Origin of the sequence: Vibrio crassostreae (assembly GCF_041439375.1) — a bacterium.
Lineage (GTDB): Bacteria > Pseudomonadota > Gammaproteobacteria > Enterobacterales > Vibrionaceae > Vibrio > Vibrio crassostreae_D.
In genome coordinates this window covers 1-21,161 of record NZ_JBGONY010000029.1, presented here as the reverse complement: position 1 = coordinate 21,161, position 21,161 = coordinate 1, and the positions used below count along the sequence as shown (strand labels likewise).

The window sequence follows — 21,161 nt, the reverse complement described above, 5'->3', positions numbered from 1 at the left end:
AGCCTGGTATTTGAATTTAAGAAGCCTAGCGATTATTCGCTAGGCTTTGTTTTAAGCGTTACCTTTCAATAACACGAGTAGAGTTTTTCGCTATGGGGACAATCACATAGCTAACTTGTTGCCCGTTCACTTGTTTGTTTTGGCTGCGGATTGCTTGGCCATCTACGATTAACGTTGGGTAATCACCATAGAACCATGCTTCCCATTCGAGGACATGATCAGAGATATTGGTCAGCGTTGACTTCGTAAGCCCATCATGACGTAGGGTTAATTCATGTTCACCCATTGGTAACTGATCCACACTTAACCATTCTATGTCACTGGTGAGATGAGAAGCTGTCGTCACTCTGTGGTCTGCTGCGTTTGGTTTGATGCCCATTAAGCCTTCAATCGTATTCGAAATGAATGTAAAGGATATTTCCGGGTAGTCACCATTGGTTCCTTGAGTTGGACGTTCGTGTGGCTGATCTTTAGTGTCCATTATGTACTGCATCCACTTCCATGCTTCAGTATTGCGGTTATATGGGAAGTAGGTTTCAGGAATGTATGTGTAGGCTTCAATATTGTTTGGTGCCTCTGGTGTGCTACCAATGCCATTACCTAGATTGCTAGCAATGAAATCAAGGTATCTGTTATTTCGCTCTCCGGGTTCTGTAATGAGTTTCATCGGCATGAACCAACTATTCTCTTTACCAAAATCGTTTAGGCGGAGTCCATCTTTTTGAACAATGTTAACGTAGTTTTCTAATGGTTTATTTGGGTCTACGATGCTCCAGTCTTCATTAAAATAACGCTTAAGCTCTTGGGCTTTTTCTCGCCATAATGTCGCCTCGTTGTATTCTTCTCGTGCTTCTAGCATTGCTGAGTAAGCGAGTGTCGCTTGGTATTGAGAACCAATTCCGTCACCCGCTTCGATTGGAAACTCACCTCGTTCGTTGTACGTGGCAGAGCCTTCAAAAATACCACCATAACCTTCAGCGATACCATTTGGATCTTGGTCATCATGTAGCTCGATGTAATCGGTGAGAACCTTCGTATAAAATTGCCAGAGATCATCATCTTCTATATAACGTTTGTCTCCCGTCCATTGATATTGCTTCCATGCCTTTTCAACAAATTCGAACTGTGCGGGCACTTCACGAACAAACCAACTGTCGTCGTCATAATCAATAGTATGTGGCGTGCCATCGAAGTTAATGGCCCACAGTGTGTACCACTTTCTTGACTCTGTTGAATGCTTGGCGAATGTTTTGAACATTGAGAAGTTTTCTGGTCCAAGCCCTGCGATTTTTGCGCCACTTGCCTGATGTAAGAAATCTCTTGAGTAAAAGGCTGTTCGGTCAAAGTAGCCAGCCCAATAAGACGGAATGTAATCTGCGCTGCCATCACCATCGTTATTGTATTCATCCCGGTTAACGAGGTCGTGTTGACCTGTCATTACGAAGCGCTGAGTTTTCTCTATAGCCCATTCGAAAGACTCTTGGAGCTTAGTATTCGAAGAGGTGACCACCACTTGCTTTTCTCTCTCGATAGCGGTGAGCGTCCACAGCTGTTCTTTATTGTTGTCATCTATCACTGCTACTTGTACGGGATGACTGAAGTCGATGACATCACCCGAGTTGATAGACGAATAGCTGCCTTCAGAGATTAGGAACTTTCCTATGGTTAATTCGGTTAGATCTGTGCCAAAAGGGACCTGGAACTTTATATCCCTAGAAATCTTATTAACGCTAGCGACACCAACTTGTTCTTGAGTTGAGAACTGAATAATTTGATTGAAATTTAGAGGTTTATTTTTATTACTTTTGATTAATGCAACGCTGTCGACACTGACCCCTCCTTTATCAGATCCTGAGAACCAGACTTTTAGCTGTTCGCCTTTTTCTAGTGGGATATGTTTTAGGTTTTTTCGTTGATATTTGGTGCTTTGTTTTATTTTGTCACTCACTAATATTTGATCGGTGAGGTTAGTCATTGCGAGGGTGGCATCGTTTGAAGGACTAATAAAATACGCGGATAAATCGTAGTAGCCTGTCTCGGGAATCGTTACGATTTGACTGATGTGGTGATTCTTGCCTTGAGCGATACGACCTCGGTATTCTCCTTCATGAGTGAAGTCATTTTTGATATTAGAAAACCAATAGCTCCATCCTAACCCTTTATTTTCAAAGCTAGGGTTAGTAAGAATGTTGTCGTTTTTTTGTGCGTGTGCCCCAGCTGATAGCATGAGGGAACAAGTGATGGCAGAAGCAAGTACTTTGAGTTTCATACGGATCTCTTTTATTGGAAGTAGAAAGGCTAGTGAGGGGTGTTGGTATGAACGTCAATGTGGTCGAAAACCTACATTGACGTCGCTTTATGATTTATGTTGCTTGTGCCGGTTCTGTCGGTTTCGCGGTTTCCCCTTTGTCTGAGCCATCGTTTGTAATGTGATCGTATTTTTCGGTTAAGTGATCTTGAATCTGTTGGTGATACGCCCCGTTCAGCTTGTAGAAGCGGAAGTAGATGATTAACGCGATGGCAAAAAAGAATGCAGGTAGGCCGACCATGATGCATTGCATGCCAAATACGGTTTCTGGGCTTTGCGTTACGTTAGGTACATAATCAACAGCGGTGAGTGCGATACCGATAAAGAAAGCGGCAAATGCTGAGCCTGCTTTTACAACCAGAGTTTGCACCGAGTAAGCGATACTTTCGCAACGAGACCCCAGTTTAAACTCACCGTAATCGACCGTGTCTGCCACCATGATGACGTTAAGTACCCAGAATAGCGCTGTACCAATTTGTAGAAAAACGCCGGCTGTTGATATCAGTAGAATGCTCTGTTTGTCGTACATGCCAACGTAGATGAGTACTGCACTGCCTAAAATAGGGAAAGAGGACGCACATGCCCACAGAACTCGGCGTGAAAACATCTGGGCAAGTTTAGGGAACAGCACCAGTGTGATGAGGTTAGCAATACCTGCATAAGCCATGTAGTAAGGGAAAAGTTCTTCATTACCCACCACATAAGTGAAGTAGTAAACCGCGAACGCTGTAATGATGTTGGTCGCGAGGTTATAAGACAGCGCCATACACAGAACACTGGTCAGTTGGTCGTTTTTGTAGATAAGCGCTAGAAGCTTTTTCAGTGAAACCTTTTCTTCGGGTTGTGTTGTGTCTAGGTTAGCCGTTGAATAGCGTTCTTTCACATTACGTAAAGTAATGAAAGTTGATACCAAGAAACAAGCGATCAACAAGAGAGTAAAAATCTGGAAGCCGAACCCTTTATCGTCCCCACCTACGTAGTTCACGAAAGGCATTGCGATAGCCGCAGTTACAATCCAAGCTAGGCTCGCAAAGAAGCGAGGGTATGGGACGAGCTCTTCACGTTCACGCTTATCTAAGGTGAGTGTTGGGACCAATGACCAAAAAGGGATATCCATTAGTGTGTAAGTCATTCCCCACAAGATATAGGTGACAGCGGCGTATGCGATTAACCAAGGACCTTCGATGTAATGCGCACTAAACACCATCAGAAGAACCACCGAGTTAGCGAGTGTGCCAATTAAAATCCAAGGTTTGAACTTGCCCCATCGAGTACGTGTATTGTTGACCAACCACCCCATAATAGGGTCATTGACGGCATCCCAGATGCGTGCGACGAGGAAAATAGTTCCGACTGTAGCAGCAGAAATACCGACTACATCCGTGTAGTAAAACATTAGGTACATATAGACGATGGTGATTGCGAAGTCTTTACCAAACGCCCCAAAGCCATAACTTAGCTTGGTATTCATAGAGATACTCATTGCCACTCCTTACGCCTCCTCTGTGAGAAGGCGCTAATATTCACGTTATTGTATTTTTTATTAGTATGGAATTACTTGTTAACCCACTCTGGTAACCAACCCTCATGAGCCTCAATCAAGTCGTCAACCAGCGCGTATATTTCTTCTATTCCAAGTACAGCGGCTGTATGTGGGTCCAGCATCGCAGCATGATAAATACGGTCGCGGTTTTCAGTGAGAATGGCTTCCGTTAATAGAGTTTGAACATTGATGTTGGTCTGCATTAACGCGGCTAAGTGGTTAGGTAGGCGACCAGCTTTGATCGGTTGCACACCATTCGCATCAACTAAACAAGCGACCTCAACACAGCAGCCCTGCGGTAAGTTGTCGATCAAGGCTTCATTTTTTACATTGCCGTAAATAACGCTCGGAGTGCCTGTCCAGATAGAATTCATGATGGTGCTGGCGTATTCATGAGACTCATCAACGGTAATTTTGTCAGCTGTTTTAAATTCTTCAAGGTCGCGTTTCCAATCAGCTATTTGCTCGACACAGCGCTTCGGGTACTCATCAAGTGGCACTTTATAACGTTCAATTAAATCTGGGCGATTCGGCTTGATAAAGTAGGGGGTGTATTCCGAAAAATGTTCAGAAGACTCAGTCACAAAGTAGCCCAATTTTTTGAACATCTCGTAGCGAACCAAATTTGTGCAGCGACCATTGTGATAAATACCCGGTTTAGGCGCTTGGCCACTCTCAAAAGCTTCAAGTAGATCCGGATAAATATCGATGTACTCACCACTTTCTGTTTTCTTCTCAAGAGTGAGGTAGTAAGCCATGTGGTTGATGCCTGCGCAGGTATAGCGAAGATCTGCGTAATCTAAGTCTAGGTCGCGTGCGAGCTCTTCAGCTGTGCCTTGTACTGAGTGACACAAACCGACTTGTTTAATGTGCGGATACTTCTCGTACATTGCCCATGTGTTCATTGCCATTGGGTTAACATAGTTGAGCATGGTGGCATTCGGGCAAACTTCGGTCATGTCTTCACAGACACTCCAAAGGTGCGGTACCGTGCGTAGTGAACGCATAATGCCGCCCGGGCCGAGTGTGTCTGCGATGGTTTGTTCCAGACCGTGGCGCTTACACACTTCAAAATCTGTGACAGTGCATGGCTCGTAGCCACCGATTTGAAAGGCAATGACAACAAAATCTGCGCCTTGCAGTGCCTCTTTTTGATTTAAATGGCATGAAATCGAGCCAGTCGCACCGGATGATTCCATCAATTTACTGACGACAAGGTGAGACTCTTCCAGTCGAACCTCATCAATGTCCATTAACGCGACATGAGCGTTTTTTAAAGCTGGACGGTGGAAAACATCACCAAGAATGTTTTTTACAAAAATGGTGGAGCCTGCACCAATGAATGTGATTTTAGGGCTTTGCATAGTGGAATCCTTTATCTCTCTGAGTTCTTTGTTGATGCAGATAAATTACACCTAGAACCCATGTCGATTCGTCTCAGATAACTTAATAGCTCTCCTGTTTTCTAATATTTTTAAATCACCGAATGGAAATCTTAGGAAATGGGATAACTTGCTGGCTTTTAAGGAGAGATGGTATGCAATGAGGCTAGTTTTGCACTTAAGATACTGACTCTAATCACATCGTGATGATCTTATGAATTGGGGTATTTCGGCTCTATGATCCCCTTCAGAGTTTTATTATTGAGGAACTGCTAAAACTCAGTTATACGATTTCCTAAGGAGCGAGATATGCCGCAATCAGCCCCAGATACGGTGAGAATCATTACTTTAGACAAATATTCGTCCGAGACCGTGTCGGTAAGCCCACTGTCTCTCTATTCTTCCTATGAGAAAATCGATATTGAACTCAGAGCCCCTCACTCCATGCCTGGTTATCATTGGCATGGTCAAATTGAGGTGAATATCCCCTTTGGCGATGATGTGGAGTACATCATTAACGGCAGCCCGGTTGTGGTCAAAAGTGGGTCGATTGGCTTGTTTTGGGCATCGGTCCCTCATCGACTTACGAATCCAGGCCAATGCCATAATATGGGAATCATCAACATACCGATTCACCATTTTATGTCGTGGGCTCTCAGTCGGGATTTAGTCAACCAGATCACTCACGGCAGTGTGTTGCAATCGAATTCTTGTTCGCTGATCAGTGAGTTTGAAATCTCACGTTGGGCAGAGGAGATAAAGCATTCGTCCGAAAGTCGTCAACAGTTGGCTATGGATGAAATTGGCCTAATGCTTAAACGAATCTGCCTTGATGGCTGGCAACAACTGTTGGTAAATCGACAGGATAAGTCGACTAAGAAAGGGGTATCGAAACACTCGCAATTCTATGTCAGCCAGATGTTGGAATATATTGCGACTCACCATAATCAGCCATTGACCGTTAAAGATATCGCTGAACATATCGGGTTACACAGCAACTACGCGATGAACGTATTTCAGCGAACGATGCATATGACTATTAAGCAGTACATTACTGCGATGCGCATCAACCACGCTCGTGCTTTGCTGAGTGATACAGATAGAACCATTCTCGATATCTCACTCACGGTGGGCTTTAATTCGAGTAGCCGATTCTATGAAACCTTCCAAACGTACATAGGTGTCACGCCGACTCAATATAGAAAATTAGCTAGAGAAGATCACCGATGGAGCAGTCATGGAGCTAGCCCTCTATACGACCTTGAGAAAGGGGCATGTGATGGGAAGCGGCCGTTAACAACGACAGACAGTTAGCGATATTGATACAACCCGATAAAAGTAAAGCCACAGCATGTGCTGTGGCTTTGTGATTAGAGTTGTGGAGTCTTTTTCGTTAGCTAGAGTGGTGTAAGCCGTTCCAAACAATGTCGCGGTATCGCGGTTGGTTGGTATCACCTTCAGTGCTAAATAGCATGATGGTTGCGTCTTGGTTTAAACCTAGCTCATCACGTACAGCTTGGTCTGCACCTTCACGACATAACGTGTAAAGTAAACCAAGTGTGATAGCACCAGATTCGCCACTGATCACTTGCTCATCACCGTTAAGTGGGTTGCCAAGGATACGCATACCCGTTGCTGAAACATTGTCGTCAACCGAAACAAAGTGATTGCTGCAATTGCGCAGTATAGGCCACGTTACTGGGTTTGGTTCACCGCAAGCAAGGCCTGCCATGATGGAGTTCATCTCGCCCGTTACATTAACCATTTCGCCTTTCTCGCCAGAGCGGAAAATGCAATCTGCCGCTGCTGGTTCAGCAATGATGGTTTCAAAGGTGTCAGCTCCCAGTTTATCTGCAAGGTAACCCAACACACCACCTGCCATTGCGCCTACACCGGCTTGCAGAAGAACGTGAGTTGGAGCGCCGAACTCCAATGCTTGAGCTTGCTCAATCGCTTCATCTGCCATTGTCATGTAGCCTTGAGAAATCCACGTTGGGATCTCTTCATAACCATCCCATGCCGTGTCTTGAACTAGCATCCAACCGTTGTCTTGAGCGGTTTGGTTCGCCATGCGTACCGTGTCGTCGTAGTTTACTTCTGTCACGATACATTCAGCGCCTAGGCCTTGAATACGGTTAACGCTTGCTTGAGATGAACCTTTTGGCATATAAACCACGGCTTTTTGGCCCATTTCACGAGCAGCCCAAGCGACACCTGTACCATGGTTGCCTGCGGTTGCTGTAGTAAAAACAAGTGGTTTTTCTAGTTTTGAAGCGACCGTTTTAAGGTTGATCTCAGAGATATCAATGCCAAGGTGCTTTGCCAATTGGCGACCCAGAGCGTAAGAACCGCCGAGTACCTTGAATGCATTCAAACCGAAGCGTTTTGATTCGTCTTTAACGAGGATCGCCTTAACACCAAGCTGTTTAGCAAGATGTGGAAGAGACACGAGTGGAGTGGGTTGGTAGCCTTCGATCTGGCGGTGAAACTCACGCGCTTGTTGTGCTTGAGAAGCGGTAAACAGTTCGCAGACTTGACCAGTGTAGAATGAATTTTTTGATAGTTTTAACATAGGGCACACTTAGATACAGGCAGAGGAATTAAAGGCCATCAACGATGCTTAATGACCTTGTTTTTTCGTTATAGCTTCACGTTATTGGATTAAGCTATACGTCTTCAATTAAAGCGGTTCGTGATTACTTGATGTAAGCGATCGCTTCTACTTCAACTAATGCGTCTTTTGGTAGACGAGCCGCTTCAACACAAGAGCGTGCAGGTGCGTTCTCTGTACCAAATACTTCCGTGTACACCTCGTTAAATGCAACGAAGTTTTCCATATCAGATAAGAAACATGTGGTTTTAATAACGGTATCTAGTGAACCACCACTTTGTTCCAAAACTGCTTTTAGATTTTCTAGTGACATACGAGCTTGCTCTTTGATGCCACCTTCAACAAACGCCATTGTTTTTGCATCAAGCGGTAATTGACCTGAAGTGAAGATTAGGTCTTTGAATGCCATACCTTGAGAGTAAGGGCCGATTGCTGCTGGTGCTAGATCTGTATGGATTTTTGTTTTCATTTCGTTTCTCTTTATAGGATTTCTATGCTCTAAACTCGCGGATGTATTTGTAAATAGCGTGGCGAGTAATACCAAGACGCTCAGATACGAATGCTGTCGCCTCTTTTAATTCGAAAATACCGTTCTCAAGCAATAGCTTGGTAATGGCTTTGTTTCGACCTTTTAAGTTGACTGACTCATCGTTGTCGACTTCAAAAATAGCGTGCTCAAGCGCTTGCTCAATCACTTCTGTTGTTGAAGCTCCAAAGTTCTCATGCACACCCACAGGGGCATGAGCCATGTCTGGCATTAAAGTTTTTATGATCTCAGGAAACGGGTGAGACAAGTTCATATTGATACAGAACAGCCCAATCGGTTTGCCATTTTCTCCAGCTAGCACACAGGTCGTAGATTTAAGCAGTGACCCATCTTTGCTGGTGGTGAAGTAACTCTTTGGCGTGACCTCACCAGTGCTCTCAAACACACTCAGCATTTTCAGCCCTAGATCGGTGATAGGTGACCCTACTTCTCGACCCGTGTGGTGGCCGTTCACTATCTTCACTACCGACTTTTCAAAGCTCTCAAATGAATGAATCACAACCTCACAGTGCGGACCAATAAAGTCGGCAATGGTTTCGGCTAAGCGAAAGTTCAGTGCGAGATGCTCTCTATCATTGTCGGTGAATTCAACGTTAAACGATTTATATGCTGATGCGTTCATTTTAGACCACTGTTGTTAACTTTAATTGCCTTTCATTATCTTTGGTTAATCGATGTATTTCAAGCTGCCAATTAACTTTATGTAACTATAAGACTATATATCCGCTCCCTACACAAGCCTAAAGTTACAAATAAGTACTCAAAATTGATCGTAATCAACAATATTTCCAGTTTTAGATGGTTTCTGGTCACTATAGTTAACCCTAAGATCTTGGTCACATTATTAAACTGAAATGTCAGTAAGATGCTCAGCGTAACGTAAACAAAATTGAACTATAGGGTTGGTTACTGGTTGTGAAGAGCAGCAGAAGTGCCTACCTAAATACAATAATTAGAGGTTCCAATGACTAACTACCTAAACCGCGGCTTTGAACAAGCTGAGTTTGAACACAGAACATCACGCGCTCAAAAAGTCATGCATGAGATGAATCTGGATGCGATGATTTTCACAACCGAGCCAAACGTTCGCTACTTCACTGGCTTCCACACTCAGTTTTGGCATAGCCCAACTCGTCCATGGTTTGTCATCGTTCCTGCAGAAGGAAAGCCGATTGCGATTGTTCCTGAAATCGGAGCAAGTGGTATGGCGGGAACATGGGTCGACAACATTATTACTTGGCCTTCTCCTCGTCCTGAAGATGATGGCATTAGCTTAGTAGCTAGCGCATTGAACTCTCTGCCTTGTCGTCATGGCCGAGTAGGCGCAACGCTGGGCATTGAATCTCACCTACGTATGCCGGTGAACAACTACTTGAAATTAACCACCATGGTTAAGAAAGACTTTGTTGATGTGTCTTTAGCAATGCATGAGCTTCGTCAGATCAAATCACAAGCTGAAATCGAGAAAACACGTGAAATCTGTCGCATTACTAACGTTGGGTTTAGCAAGATTCCGGGTTACGCAAAAGCCGGCATGACCGAGCGTGAAATCTGTAAACAGTTCCGTATCGATATGTTGTTAGAAGGTGCGGACGAATGCCCTTACATCATCGCAGGCTCAGGGCCTGATGGTTATGACAGCATCATCATGGGTCCTACCGATCGCATTATTGAACCGGGAGATGTGTTGATCATCGATACGGGCGCCGTGCGTGATGGTTACTTCTCTGATTTCGACCGCAACTGGGCATTTGGTCATGCAAGTGAGCAAACCAAAGCGGCATACCGCGCTACTTACGAAGCAACAACTAAAGGTTTCGAGGCTGCGAAACCGGGAGCAACCACGACGGACATCTATAACGCGATGTGGGGAGTCTTAGAAGCCAATGGTGCATTGGGTAACGACGTTGGTCGTCTAGGCCATGGATTAGGTATGGAGCTGACAGAGCGCCCGTCTAACACCGCTACCGACAACACAGTACTTAAGCCAGGCATGGTGATGACACTAGAACCGGGCATGGTTTACGCACCGGGTAAGTCGATGGTTCACGAAGAGAACATCGTAATCACTGAAGACGGCGCTGAATGGTTGAGCGAACGAGCTGAACCAGAACTGATCATTATTTAGCTCAAAATTTAACACCTTACACATTAAACACCCTACAAAAGCTGACTCTGGATTCTGGAGTCAGCATATAAAAACTATAAAAATACGAGTTTCTCATGCAAACAATAGAACAGTTTCGACAATTTGAAATCCCATTACAGCACGTTCAGGCTCCAAGGATTGGTCGAGTTCATATCGGTTTAGTGCAACTAAGTACTGACCACTCTTTAGAGATGGACTGGGCAAAATTACTGGGCACACAAGCAGGAGTGTTTAGCTCCCGTGTTTATTACAGTAGCGAAATGACTCCAGAAGCGCTCGACCAAATTGCGGTTGGTATCAGCGAAGCATCCGATCTAATAGCGACGGGTTTACCCATGGATGTCATGGCGTTTGGTTGCACTTCAGCTTCTATCATTATAGGTGAAGAAAAAGTCGCTAACCTTCTTACACAAAATCGCGGTGATATTCCCGCAACCAACCCATGGACAGCTGCTCAAGCCGCATTTAAGCACTTGGGTGCAAAGAAAGTTGCCGTGTTTTCCCCCTACCCAACAGAAGTGAATTTCCCTCTTTATCAACAACTGACTGCCGCTGGCTTTGAAGTTCCTGTTTTAGGTTCACTTGGCATTGAGAAAGACACTGACATCACGACGGTTTCAAAGGAATCGATGATGGAAGCGTTGAGCAAAATGTTGCCGGGCTCTGGTGCCGATGTGGTGTTTATGTCTTGCACCAACCTTCGTGTTCTTGACCACATTCAAGAGATTGAAGATCGATTTGGTATCCCAGTCGTGTGCAGCAACTCTGCGATGTTCTGGCACTGCATGCACTTAGTCGGCAACAAAGCTCAATGTCCAGGTTACGGACAATTGCTAAATCAATAGCAACCAATGAATAAAGGAATTTTAAGATGAGTAATACAACTAAAGGTTGGTTAGCTGCCATTTTCATTGGCATGCTTTGGGGTATTCCGTGGATCGTAGGGACACCTATTTTAGAAGTAATGGATGCACAAGTCTTGGTATGGGTTCGCTATACCGTCGCTTTCATTACGCTGTTTGTGATTATCCAAGTCAGCAATGCGATGGGTAAACCACAGAAAAAAGTCGATTTTAAACTTAATTGGGCAAACCGACACGACATCTTCTGGGCGGCATGTTGCGGCATTATTGGTCAAGGTGCTTTCAGTTTTCTATCGTTCCTATCTCTTGATTACATTACCGCTTCAGAAAACGGCGTGATCCAAGGCCTTATCCCAATCATCATTTTGTGTGTCGGTTTCCTTCGCCACGGCGAGCGTTTTACACCACTACAAATCTTGGCAGCTGTTGGCGCCTTCGTTGGTGTCGCTATTTTGGTTATGGACCCTTCTGTTGAAGGCAGCGGGTTTAACATTGGTCACTTGATCTGTCTGGGTAGTGCCGCGAGCTTCTCCACGATGGCTTACGCTCGTGCCAAGCTTGCTGAGAAATATGGTTCAGTGGCGACGATGTATCACCAGTTTGTTTTTGCGGCAATTGGCTTCGGTCTTTACCTACTGGTTGTCGGCGCCGATTTCTCTTCAGCTCTCGGTATTTTCAGTTCTCCACTTCGTATTGCTTGTATTGCAATTCTGGGTGTGGGTATTTCAGGTATCAGCTACCTAATCTACATCTATGCAATGGAACGAGTTGGCGTAGACGGAACGGGTATGGCACTTAACTTGATGCCTCTGTCTTCTTTCGTCCTGGCTGTGTTTGCTCTCGGTGAAGCGGTAACGCCAATGCGACTACTAGCGATTGCAGTCGTTATTGGCTCAATGATGTTGTTCATGAAGTTTGGTAAGGCGAAGAAAAAAGCGCCTCAGCTGAAAACGGCGACAGACGTTAACTAGCGAAAAACCACTAAATAAAATTATGAGTAATAAGGCGGTGTGCGCACCGCCGTTACCTAAAAATTATGGAAGATAGACAGATGAACACAACAAACAGAGACACATTTTTAGGATGGACTGCTGCCATTGCTGTTGCCTGTATCTGGGGCGTAACTGGGGTGGTATCTAAGCCGCTCTCTATGGCTGTTGACCCGATGACATTGGTATTTTTCCGCTACGTTACTGCGGTAATTGGCCTTTCCATCATTTTCTTTTTTACATCACGTAGTAAAAGCTTGAGCGCTGACTTGGGTTCTTCGTTAAAGATCGATACCAAAGATATTGGTCGCATTGCGCTTTGTGGCATCGTTGGACAAGGGGTGTTTTCACTGTTCAACTTCCTTTCTCTTTCTCACATTGGTGCGACTGAAAACGGTGTTATTCAAGGCATGCAGCCGTTCGCGACGGTTTTCTTTGGCATGATGTTTATGAACTTCCGCATGAACAAGATTCAGTGGGGTGCTTTTATTGCTTCGGCGGTTTGTATTTACGCAATGAGTGTTGGTCCGACAAACTCCATTGAAGGTGGTACGCCACTACTAGGTTACGTTTACGTGACGTGTTCAATGCTGGCGTTAGCGTGGACAGCTCACTTACGAGCTAGTTTAGCGGACAAATACGGTTCAGTTGTTTCTATGCTTTACCAATACATCTCAGTTGCAGTAATGGGCATCATCGTTGTATTGACCATGGGCTTAGACCTATCTCAGATTTACATTATCTTCTCTAGCCCGCTGTTAATTGCTTTGCTTATTTTCTTAGGTACGGGTATCTCTGGCGGTAGCTACTTGATTCAATTGTATTCTTTCAAGCGTATCGGTGTCGAAAAGGCAACGATGGCATTAAATCTCATGCCTTTGGTTGGCTACTTAGTGGCGGTTTTAACACTTGGCGAACAGATGGCAATGGGCAAAACCATCGTTGTTTCATTAATTGTGGTCGCACTTTACGTGTTCACGAAGTTTGAGAAAAAGCAGGAAGAACAATCTTCAGAAAATTTAGCGTGCGATAAAAAAGCAACACCAGAAGCGAGCTAAGTGATGAAATCAGTGACTAAAGGTTGGATGGCAGCGATTGGCGTGGGGTTGTTATGGGGCTCTGAGGGCGCATTAGCTACCTTGCCATTACAAACCATTGATGCGCGATTGTTGGTGTGGCTACGCTACATGATGGCATTCTTTGTTTTATCTTTAGTCCTGATTTTCTCAGCAATGATCCACAAGAAAACTCAAAGCAAACCGAAGTTGGCGTTTAGTTGGGATAATCGGAGCGATCTATTCAAGTTGTTGGTATGTGGTGTCGTTGGCCAAGGTTTGTTTAGCTTTCTTTCGTTTCTCTCGTTGGACTATATTTCACTGTCAGAAAATGGCGTTATTCAGGGACTTGTTCCCATTGCTATCTTGGCGATAGGTCAGCTTTTTTACGGCGCTCGATTTACTCGTATGCAAATCGTCTCTAGCGGAATCGCTTTGGTTGGCGTCAGCATGTTAGTGCTAGCTCCTCCGTTTACGTCTCAAGATAGAGGAGTAAACATCGGGCACCTGATTTGTCTATTGAGTGTGCTGAGCTTTGCGTCGGTGACTCATTTGCGCGCTCAGCTTGCAGAAAAATACGGTGCAACTTGCACCATGCATTATCAATTTGGTTTTGCGGCGGTTGGATTTTTCATTTATTTACTGGTTTCAGGCATTGATGTACCAAGCCTGTTACTGGTAATTCGCCCTTCTTGGTCGTTACTCTGCATTATCGTGCTAGGTGGCTTTGTATCAGGGCTGGGCTACATCGCATACATATACGGCATAGAGCGTGTTGGTGTTGAAGGCAGCAGTATGGCTTTAAATCTGATCCCTATGTCTGCATTTTTCATCGCTGTTTTGGTGTTTGGAGAACCCATCACACCTTTTAGGGCGCTGGCTGTTGGCTTGATTATTGTGGCAATGATGCTGTTTGCTGCATCCAACAAGTCCCGCGAGATGACATCTAAAACAGTTTTAACAAATTAATTTTAAGTATTTATTGGAGTTTCCATGACTAACATTGCCAACGTTACAGAATGGCGCCGCCATTTACATCAGTACCCAGAGTTCGGTACTGAAGAGTTCATAACATCTGAATTTGTAGCGAACAAGCTCGAAGAGTTCGGCATTGAAGTTCACCGTGGTATTGGCGGAACAGGTGTGCTTGGAATTCTGAAAAATGGCACAAGCGATCGCTCGATTGGTCTACGTGCGGATATGGATGCGCTGCGCATTCATGAACAGAACACTTTTTGTCACGCTTCAAAACATGAAGGAGCGATGCACGCTTGTGGACATGATGGCCATACCGCGATGCTACTGGGTGCGGCGCAAGAGTTAGCAACCAGTAAGCAATTCGATGGCACTGTGTACTTCATTTTCCAACCAGATGAAGAGCGAGGCACAGGAGCGAAAGCGATGATCGCTGATGGCCTGTTCACTCGTTGGAATATGGATGCGATTTACGCGATGCATAACTTACCGGGTATCCCAGAAGGTAAATTTGTGACTCGTCCAAGCTCGCTTATGGCAAGTGAAAGCAGTTTTGAGATTGTGATCAAAGCGACGGGCGGTCACGCGGCGATGCCACACATGGGAACCGACCCGATTGTTGTTGGATCTCAGGTGGTCACAGCACTGCAAACCATCGTTTCGCGTAATTTGAGCGCCATTGATGAGACGGCGGTTATCTCGGTGACTAATTTTGTTACTAATGGCACCGTGAATGTGATTCCTTCGCAAGTGACTATTTCTGGTGACACTCGCAGCTTTACCGATCAAGCATTGCATAAAATTGAGAAAGCGATTGAGCGTGTCGTCGCTGGCCAGTGCATGTCGGCAGGTGTTGATTATCAATACCACTTCAACAACAGCTTCTTATCAACGATTAACACGCCTGAAGAGACGGCTCATGCAGTGAAAGCAGCACAAGCGGTTGTTGGTGAAGAGAATGTGAATGGAGCTTGTGAACGCTTCACCATTAGTGAGGATTTCTCGTTCATGTTACGCGAAGTAAAAGGGTGCTATATGCTAGTTGGGAATGGTGTTGGTGAATGTGGAGGCACTGCGCTCCATAACCCACACTACGATTTCAACGATAATATTCTGGAGCATGGTGTCGGATTCTGGAAGACTTTGGTAGAACAACAATTGTCACAGTAAGTTGATGAAAAAAAGAGCGAGAGGCTAACTTCTCGCTCTTTTTGTATCTAAGGTGTTCTCAAATTGGTGAACAGTTTGGCTGGCTTGGATTAGTTTGCTTAGCGATTCACTTGTTCAACAATCTCGCGTGTTAAGCGGGCAATCTCATCCCATTCTCCATTTTCAACGAGTTTCTTGTCGACCATCCATGTACCACCGCAGGCTAATACTTGAGGCACTGCTAAGTAGTTATCGATGTTTGATGGCGTGATACCGCCTGTAGGCATGAGTCTAATTTCGCCGTATGGACCAACGAGTGACTTAACCATGTTGATGCCACCAGATGCTTCTGCTGGGAAGAACTTCAAGGTTGTTAAGCCCATCTCTAAGGCCGCTTCAACGGTGCTTGGATTGTTCACACCTGGAATGATATCGATGCCGATTTCCTGGCATGCTTTAACTGTGTTTGGATTGAATCCTGGTGATACCACAAACGTTGCGCCCGCTTCTTTTGCTGCGAGTGCTTGCTCACGGTTCAAAATCGTTCCGGCACCAATCAGCATGTTAGGCTGAGCTTCTCGTAGAAGTCGGATAGCTTCAACAGCGGCGTCTGAACGGAACGTAATTTCAGCCGCTGGAAGCCCATTCTCAGCCAATACTTTGCCTAGAGGGATAATATCCTCTGCGTTATCAATGGCGATAACAGGGATAACTTTAAGTGCTTTTAGCTGTTCGTTAATTGTAGACATGTGTGCTTCTTAATATCAGTTTGAAAGAGTGTCGGTGATGTATTTTGGGATGATTGCGCCATGATGTTGAATCACCAATCTGGCTAATGCATTACCTTGGTGGCAAGCTTCTTCAATAGAACCTCCAGCGAGATAGCAAGATAAGAAACCGCCGTTAAAAGAGTCGCCAGCAGAGGTGCTATCAACCACAGTCTCGACAGGTGTCGTTGTGATTATTACGGGATCATTTTCGGGTTTTTCGCTGATCAAGCAGCCTTCAGCACCCAGCTTGACAACAACGGTTTTGACACCGAGTGCATGCAGCCTTCTTATAGTGTCTTGTGGCGTTTGATCGCTCCACAACAGTTGTTCATCATCGAACGTGACTAGGGCTATATCGGTCGTTTTATAGCCCAATAGATAGCATTCTTTAGTTGCGGCCTCTGAGCTCCACAACTTTGGTCGATAGTTACTATCAAAGGCGATAGTAACGCCACGTTCACGTAGGCCTTCGATGATAGTGAGCAACTTTAGCTGATCGCTGTGTGGCAGTATCGCGAGGGAAATGCCACTCAGAAACACCATATCAACATCACGAAGTTGGTTGGCTATCTTATCGAAATCGGGGTGCTGTACCATGTAGCGAGCCGCTGAATCGTTGCGCCAGTACAGGAAGGTGCGCTCACCAACATCGTCGAGTTGAATGAGATAGAGCCCGGGTGAACGCTGTTCATCAAGAAGCACGAACTCGGTTGATAGTCCTTCATCTTGCCATCGGTTAAGCATCTCTTGGCTGATAGCGTCTGAGCCTAGAGCTGAGACGTAACTGGTGCGTACCGCAGAAGTGCCTGTCTGGTTAGCATAGCTGGTGGCACTTCGGTTCAAGTAAACAGCGGCGTTGAGCGTGTCTCCGCCATAGCTTTGCTGCATGGTGCCAAATGGAGCGCCGTTCAGTTCAATCATGCACTCGCCGATAATCGCAATGTGGCTCATAATGTGCCCTTACAGAAAGTTTGGTATTGCTAGGTATAAATGATGGAACGTGGCTACAAGGAAGGTAGCCACGTTGCTTCTTTTCCCATTAGGTTGGGAGGAAGTGTTACTTGTTGTCTAGCTTTACGAATAACAGTGTTAATACGTAAGACAGTACAAACACACCAACCACACCCATAATCGCTTGGATAAAGTTTTGTGTACCGCCTGCAAGATAAGCCGGCAAGCTGAAGACAGAAGAAAGAATGTAGCTTGTTAGGTGCGTATCGATTGTTACCGAGATTGCACCGAATACACCAGCAGCCAAACTCGCGGTCATCATCGCTTTGGTGTACTTCGTTAGTACACCAAATAGAGCTGGCTCCGTGATGCCTAAGATAGCGGTAACACTTGAGCCCATCGTAATTGAAGATTGCTCTTTAGAAACTGTCTTACGTTGCTTATGCCAGATAGCCATTGTCGCGCCTGCAATTGCCATGTTACCCAAGCACATGATCGGCATAAGTAAATCCTTACCATACAGTGCAAAGTTGTTCAGGCTGATTGGTGTCATGCTGTGGTGAATACCAAACACAATCGTAATCGGGCGAGTCAGACCAAACACAAAGCCCGTTAACGTCGGAGAGATTTCCAGTAGTGAACTCATTACCCAACCCGCGCCGTTACTTAGCCAGATACCAGCAGGGCCAACAAATGATAGCGTGATGGTCGAAGTTACCGTAAAAGCAAGCAGTGGTGTAAATACAGGCTTCGCAGAAGAAGGAACTAGACGGTCAACTAACGGAGTCACTTTGGACAATAACCAGATTGCTAGAATCGCAGGAACAATTGCGCCGCCGTAGTTGAGCAGTTCAATCGGAACTACGCCAAGAACCGTCAGCTCAGGAGCAGCGCCAGCATCTTTTAGCATCGCCGCTTTATCTACTAGTTTGGGTGCTAACATTGCGGAGGAAACAGCAAGCGCAATGTATTCGTTTACTTTGAATACTTTAGCTGCAGAGAAAGAAACCAGCATCGGTAAGAAGAAGAACACAGCAACAGAGATTGAGCGGAAGAAATAAACTGTGTCTGAGGTTTCAGAGATAACATTGGTCGCAATAAGACCAGACAACAGACCCATCAACATACCAGCGCCAGCAATTGCAGGCACGACAGGGCCAAAGATGCCTGCGACAATGCGCATCACGCCCTGGAACAGCTTGCCTTTCTCTAGCTCATCAGCCGGATTAGCGTCAGCTTGTTGAGTGTTTGATAGCGCGTTGAACCACTTCTCGACCTCAACACCGATGATGACTTGGGTTTGGCCTTGTTGAAGTACCACACCTTTCACATCAGCGATCTGCTTGATAGCCTCTTCGTCTACCAGAGACTCGTCGGCTAATTTGAATCTCAGCCTTGTCATACAGTGCGTGATACTCACGATATTGTCTTCACCACCAAGTGCAGTGATTAATAACTGTATATTTTCTTTGAAATTTTTCTTCTTCGATGATGACTTCGAGTTATTAATAACGGCATCATTCTTTTCTACCATTTGCATACTACACCTGTTATTGGAATATATTTAACTCGAGCAATCATAACGACAACCAATTTAAATCCAACGGAGTAAAAAGAGATCTCAATCACACTTAAAATCCGAAAAATTATTTTTTCACCGTTTTTGGCCAATTGGTATGTTTTGTTTATCAAAAAAAATCACTTAACGTACCAATTATTTTTACGCAAAATTAGCGCTTGAAATGTGGTTTTTAAAGCGGTTAGATAATAGGAGTTGACTTAAGTTTAGGTTATTTAATTGTGAAAGAAACTATTATATCTGATATCCACTGTATTATTACTAAACCAGACAGGCACAATCTCATTACCGTGGTAGTTGAAACGAATGAAGGCGTGACTGGGTTTGGTTGTGCGACATTCCAACAAAGGCCGCTTGCTGTAAAAACAATGGTCGATGAATATTTAAAACCTATTCTTATTGGTAAAAACGCCAATAATATTGAAGACTTATGGCAAATGATGATGGTCAACGCTTATTGGCGAAATGGCCCTGTTATCAATAATGCAATTTCCGGTGTTGATATGGCACTGTGGGATATTAAAGCCAAATTGGCGGGTATGCCGTTACATCAATTATTTGGTGGTAAGTCTCGTGATGCTATTCCTGTATACACACACGCGACTAGCGACACGATGGAAGGCATTTATGAGCTGGTGGAATCTTTCCTAGACAAAGGCTACAAGCACATTCGTTGTCAGCTTGGTTTCTATGGCGGTGTTCCAACCGATTTGCATACCACTGAAAATCCGACTGAAGGTTCGTACTACGATCAAGATCAGTACATGGACAATACGCTAACGATGTTTAAGTCGCTGAGAGAGAAATATGGTAACCAATTCCATATTCTTCATGATGTTCATGAGCGCCTATTCCCGAACCAAGCGATACAATTTGCCAAAGAAGTCGAGCAATATAAGCCGTACTTCATTGAAGATATTCTGCCGCCAAATCAAACGGAATGGTTGGATAACATTCGTAGCCAAAGCTCGGTATCATTAGGTTTAGGTGAGTTATTTAATAACCCTGAAGAGTGGAAATCTCTGATCGCGAATCGTCGTATCGACTTTATCCGTTGCCATGTTTCACAAATCGGTGGTATTACGCCAGCTCTGAAACTTGGCCATCTATGTCAGAACTTTGGTGTTCGTATTGCATGGCATTGCCCACCAGATATGACGCCAATTGGTGCAGCGGTAAACACGCATTTGAATGTGCATTTACACAATGCCGCCATTCAAGAACATGTCGAGTACAACGAGAATACGTACAAGGTATTCCCGAACGCTGCAGAGCCAATTAATGGCTACTTATACGCGTCGGAAATCGCAGGTATTGGTGTTGAAATCGACCGAGAGGTTGCTGCCGAGTTCCCTGTTATGTATCGCCCCCACGAGTGGACTCAAAGTCGCCTTCCTGATGGCGCGATTCACACTCCATAACTCATTGAGTTAACCAAAATGGCCGCAGATAGCGGCCATTTTTTTTGTCTGAAACTTATCGTTAGTTTTAGCTTCTTTGTCAGTCTTCGTTCCCGATGTGTTGCTGTTTCTGGCCTAGCTAATCAATCAGCAAGTAATCAGAATTTTCATATCCAAACTATTAGTATTACCTCTCACATGCCTTCAATTAACTGACTTTAAATAGTTCAGTAATAATAAGCTGACTATCATGAAAATACTTCATTATAAGTGCACATTAATTTACCCACTTACTAGGGTTTTCTTTTCGATAAAAGTTTAAGTTTTATTTGATCGGTTCATGGAAAAGTAATGATGTACATTAATTATCACTGTTAATATTTATAATATGGCTTCGTTAACCTTTAATTAATTTAAATAAATAGCCTGATAGTTATTAAAACGGTTTAATATGATTTTAAATTAAGTAGTTGAGCGTATTGCTATAAATTCATCCAAGTTTGACTGTTATTTAACCTGTGTTGTGCAATAGAGGTTATTTTAGCTTTTAACTTTGCGTTTTACATTTAAAGTGTTGAATTTAAAGGTTATTTTAATAAATATAAAACAGTGATTTAGGTCTGCAATTCCAGATGGATAATATTGTGAGTGAGGAGTTAATTAGTCAATATATGCCCTAGAAATCGAGTCGAATACTGTCCATATATTTCAACTTGAAATTCAAAAAGTTGCTATGCAACTAATAACAATAAAATAATATTAGGGTTTATATGAAAAGCACATTCAAACTGTCTTTAGCTGCTGTTTTAGTTTCTTCTGCAATGGGGGCTCATGCCAGGGCGCGAGCATACTTTGATGAATTTATAATCCAAAGAACACTCGGGCTCGAT

17 protein-coding genes are annotated in these 21,161 nt (G+C 44.3%); 8 read left to right on the top strand and 9 right to left on the bottom strand.

The annotated features are described in order from the left end of the window. Nucleotides 1-58: 58 nt before the first annotated feature. From ACED45_RS13365 to ACED45_RS13355, 3 genes are all read right to left on the bottom strand, one after another. Nucleotides 59-2,269, bottom strand: a complete 2,211-nt coding sequence (locus ACED45_RS13365; RefSeq protein ID WP_371714234.1) for a hypothetical protein — start codon at nt 2,267-2,269, stop codon at nt 59-61. Between the two features lie 94 nt (nt 2,270-2,363). Then, nucleotides 2,364-3,791 (bottom strand): melibiose:sodium transporter MelB, encoded by a 1,428-nt coding sequence (melB, locus tag ACED45_RS13360; protein ID WP_371714233.1) that lies wholly within the window; start codon nt 3,789-3,791, stop codon nt 2,364-2,366. A 71-nt stretch (nt 3,792-3,862) separates the two neighbouring features. Further along, the gene (locus ACED45_RS13355) at nt 3,863-5,215 is read right to left on the bottom strand and encodes an alpha-glucosidase/alpha-galactosidase (RefSeq protein WP_371714232.1); all 1,353 of its coding nucleotides are present in this window, start codon (nt 5,213-5,215) and stop codon (nt 3,863-3,865) included. 327 nt (nt 5,216-5,542) lie between these two features. Between ACED45_RS13355 and melR the strand changes: the two genes are divergently transcribed. Beyond that, nucleotides 5,543-6,547, top strand: a complete 1,005-nt coding sequence (gene melR, locus ACED45_RS13350; protein ID WP_371714231.1) for a transcriptional regulator MelR — start codon at nt 5,543-5,545, stop codon at nt 6,545-6,547. Between the two features lie 79 nt (nt 6,548-6,626). Here melR and dpaL read toward each other — a convergent pair whose 3' ends face one another. The 3 genes from dpaL to ACED45_RS13335 form a co-directional block, all read right to left on the bottom strand. Continuing rightward, entirely contained in the window at nt 6,627-7,805 is a 1,179-nt protein-coding gene (dpaL, locus tag ACED45_RS13345) for a diaminopropionate ammonia-lyase (protein ID WP_371714230.1), read from the bottom strand. Between the two features lie 124 nt (nt 7,806-7,929). Beyond that, complete coding sequence (locus ACED45_RS13340) at nt 7,930-8,313, bottom strand: RidA family protein (protein ID WP_004732389.1); 384 nt, start codon at nt 8,311-8,313, stop codon at nt 7,930-7,932. Nucleotides 8,314-8,335: 22 nt separating this feature from the next. Then, on the bottom strand, nt 8,336-9,013 hold the full coding sequence (locus ACED45_RS13335; RefSeq protein WP_017095787.1) for a helix-turn-helix transcriptional regulator: 678 nt from the start codon (nt 9,011-9,013) through the stop codon (nt 8,336-8,338). Nucleotides 9,014-9,355: 342 nt separating this feature from the next. On the opposite strand from ACED45_RS13335, the gene ACED45_RS13330 reads away from it, so the two are divergent. From ACED45_RS13330 to ACED45_RS13305, 6 genes are all read left to right on the top strand, one after another. After that, a complete protein-coding gene (locus ACED45_RS13330; RefSeq protein ID WP_048662519.1) occupies nt 9,356-10,519 on the top strand; it encodes a M24 family metallopeptidase in 1,164 nt (387 codons plus the stop codon). Between the two features lie 95 nt (nt 10,520-10,614). Further along, complete coding sequence (locus ACED45_RS13325) at nt 10,615-11,385, top strand: maleate cis-trans isomerase family protein (protein WP_017068125.1); 771 nt, start codon at nt 10,615-10,617, stop codon at nt 11,383-11,385. Between the two features lie 26 nt (nt 11,386-11,411). Beyond that, nucleotides 11,412-12,374 carry a DMT family transporter gene (locus ACED45_RS13320; RefSeq protein ID WP_048662518.1) on the top strand — a complete coding sequence of 321 codons (963 nt, stop codon included), beginning with the start codon at nt 11,412-11,414 and terminating at the stop codon, nt 12,372-12,374. An 80-nt stretch (nt 12,375-12,454) separates the two neighbouring features. Beyond that, a complete protein-coding gene (locus ACED45_RS13315) occupies nt 12,455-13,450 on the top strand; it encodes a DMT family transporter (RefSeq protein WP_371714229.1) in 996 nt (331 codons plus the stop codon). A gap of 3 nt (nt 13,451-13,453) precedes the next feature. After that, nucleotides 13,454-14,416, top strand: a complete 963-nt coding sequence (locus tag ACED45_RS13310) for a DMT family transporter (RefSeq protein ID WP_048662516.1) — start codon at nt 13,454-13,456, stop codon at nt 14,414-14,416. A gap of 24 nt (nt 14,417-14,440) precedes the next feature. Further along, complete coding sequence (locus ACED45_RS13305; RefSeq protein WP_048662515.1) at nt 14,441-15,592, top strand: M20 aminoacylase family protein; 1,152 nt, start codon at nt 14,441-14,443, stop codon at nt 15,590-15,592. Nucleotides 15,593-15,690: 98 nt separating this feature from the next. Here the strand turns inward: ACED45_RS13305 and ACED45_RS13300 are convergent, their stop codons facing one another. From ACED45_RS13300 to ACED45_RS13290, 3 genes are all read right to left on the bottom strand, one after another. Further along, nucleotides 15,691-16,320: a bifunctional 4-hydroxy-2-oxoglutarate aldolase/2-dehydro-3-deoxy-phosphogluconate aldolase gene (locus tag ACED45_RS13300; protein WP_371714228.1), complete on the bottom strand. Its 630-nt coding sequence runs from the start codon at nt 16,318-16,320 to the stop codon at nt 15,691-15,693. A 15-nt stretch (nt 16,321-16,335) separates the two neighbouring features. Beyond that, nucleotides 16,336-17,292 carry a sugar kinase gene (locus ACED45_RS13295; protein ID WP_371714227.1) on the bottom strand — a complete coding sequence of 319 codons (957 nt, stop codon included), beginning with the start codon at nt 17,290-17,292 and terminating at the stop codon, nt 16,336-16,338. Nucleotides 17,293-17,398: 106 nt separating this feature from the next. Beyond that, nucleotides 17,399-18,832, bottom strand: coding sequence for a PTS transporter subunit EIIC (locus ACED45_RS13290; RefSeq protein ID WP_327784679.1), 1,434 nt, complete (start codon nt 18,830-18,832; stop codon nt 17,399-17,401). Nucleotides 18,833-19,092: 260 nt separating this feature from the next. On the opposite strand from ACED45_RS13290, the gene ACED45_RS13285 reads away from it, so the two are divergent. Continuing rightward, nucleotides 19,093-20,292 carry an enolase C-terminal domain-like protein gene (locus ACED45_RS13285; protein WP_371714226.1) on the top strand — a complete coding sequence of 400 codons (1,200 nt, stop codon included), beginning with the start codon at nt 19,093-19,095 and terminating at the stop codon, nt 20,290-20,292. The last annotated feature ends 869 nt before the right edge of the window (nt 20,293-21,161 follow it).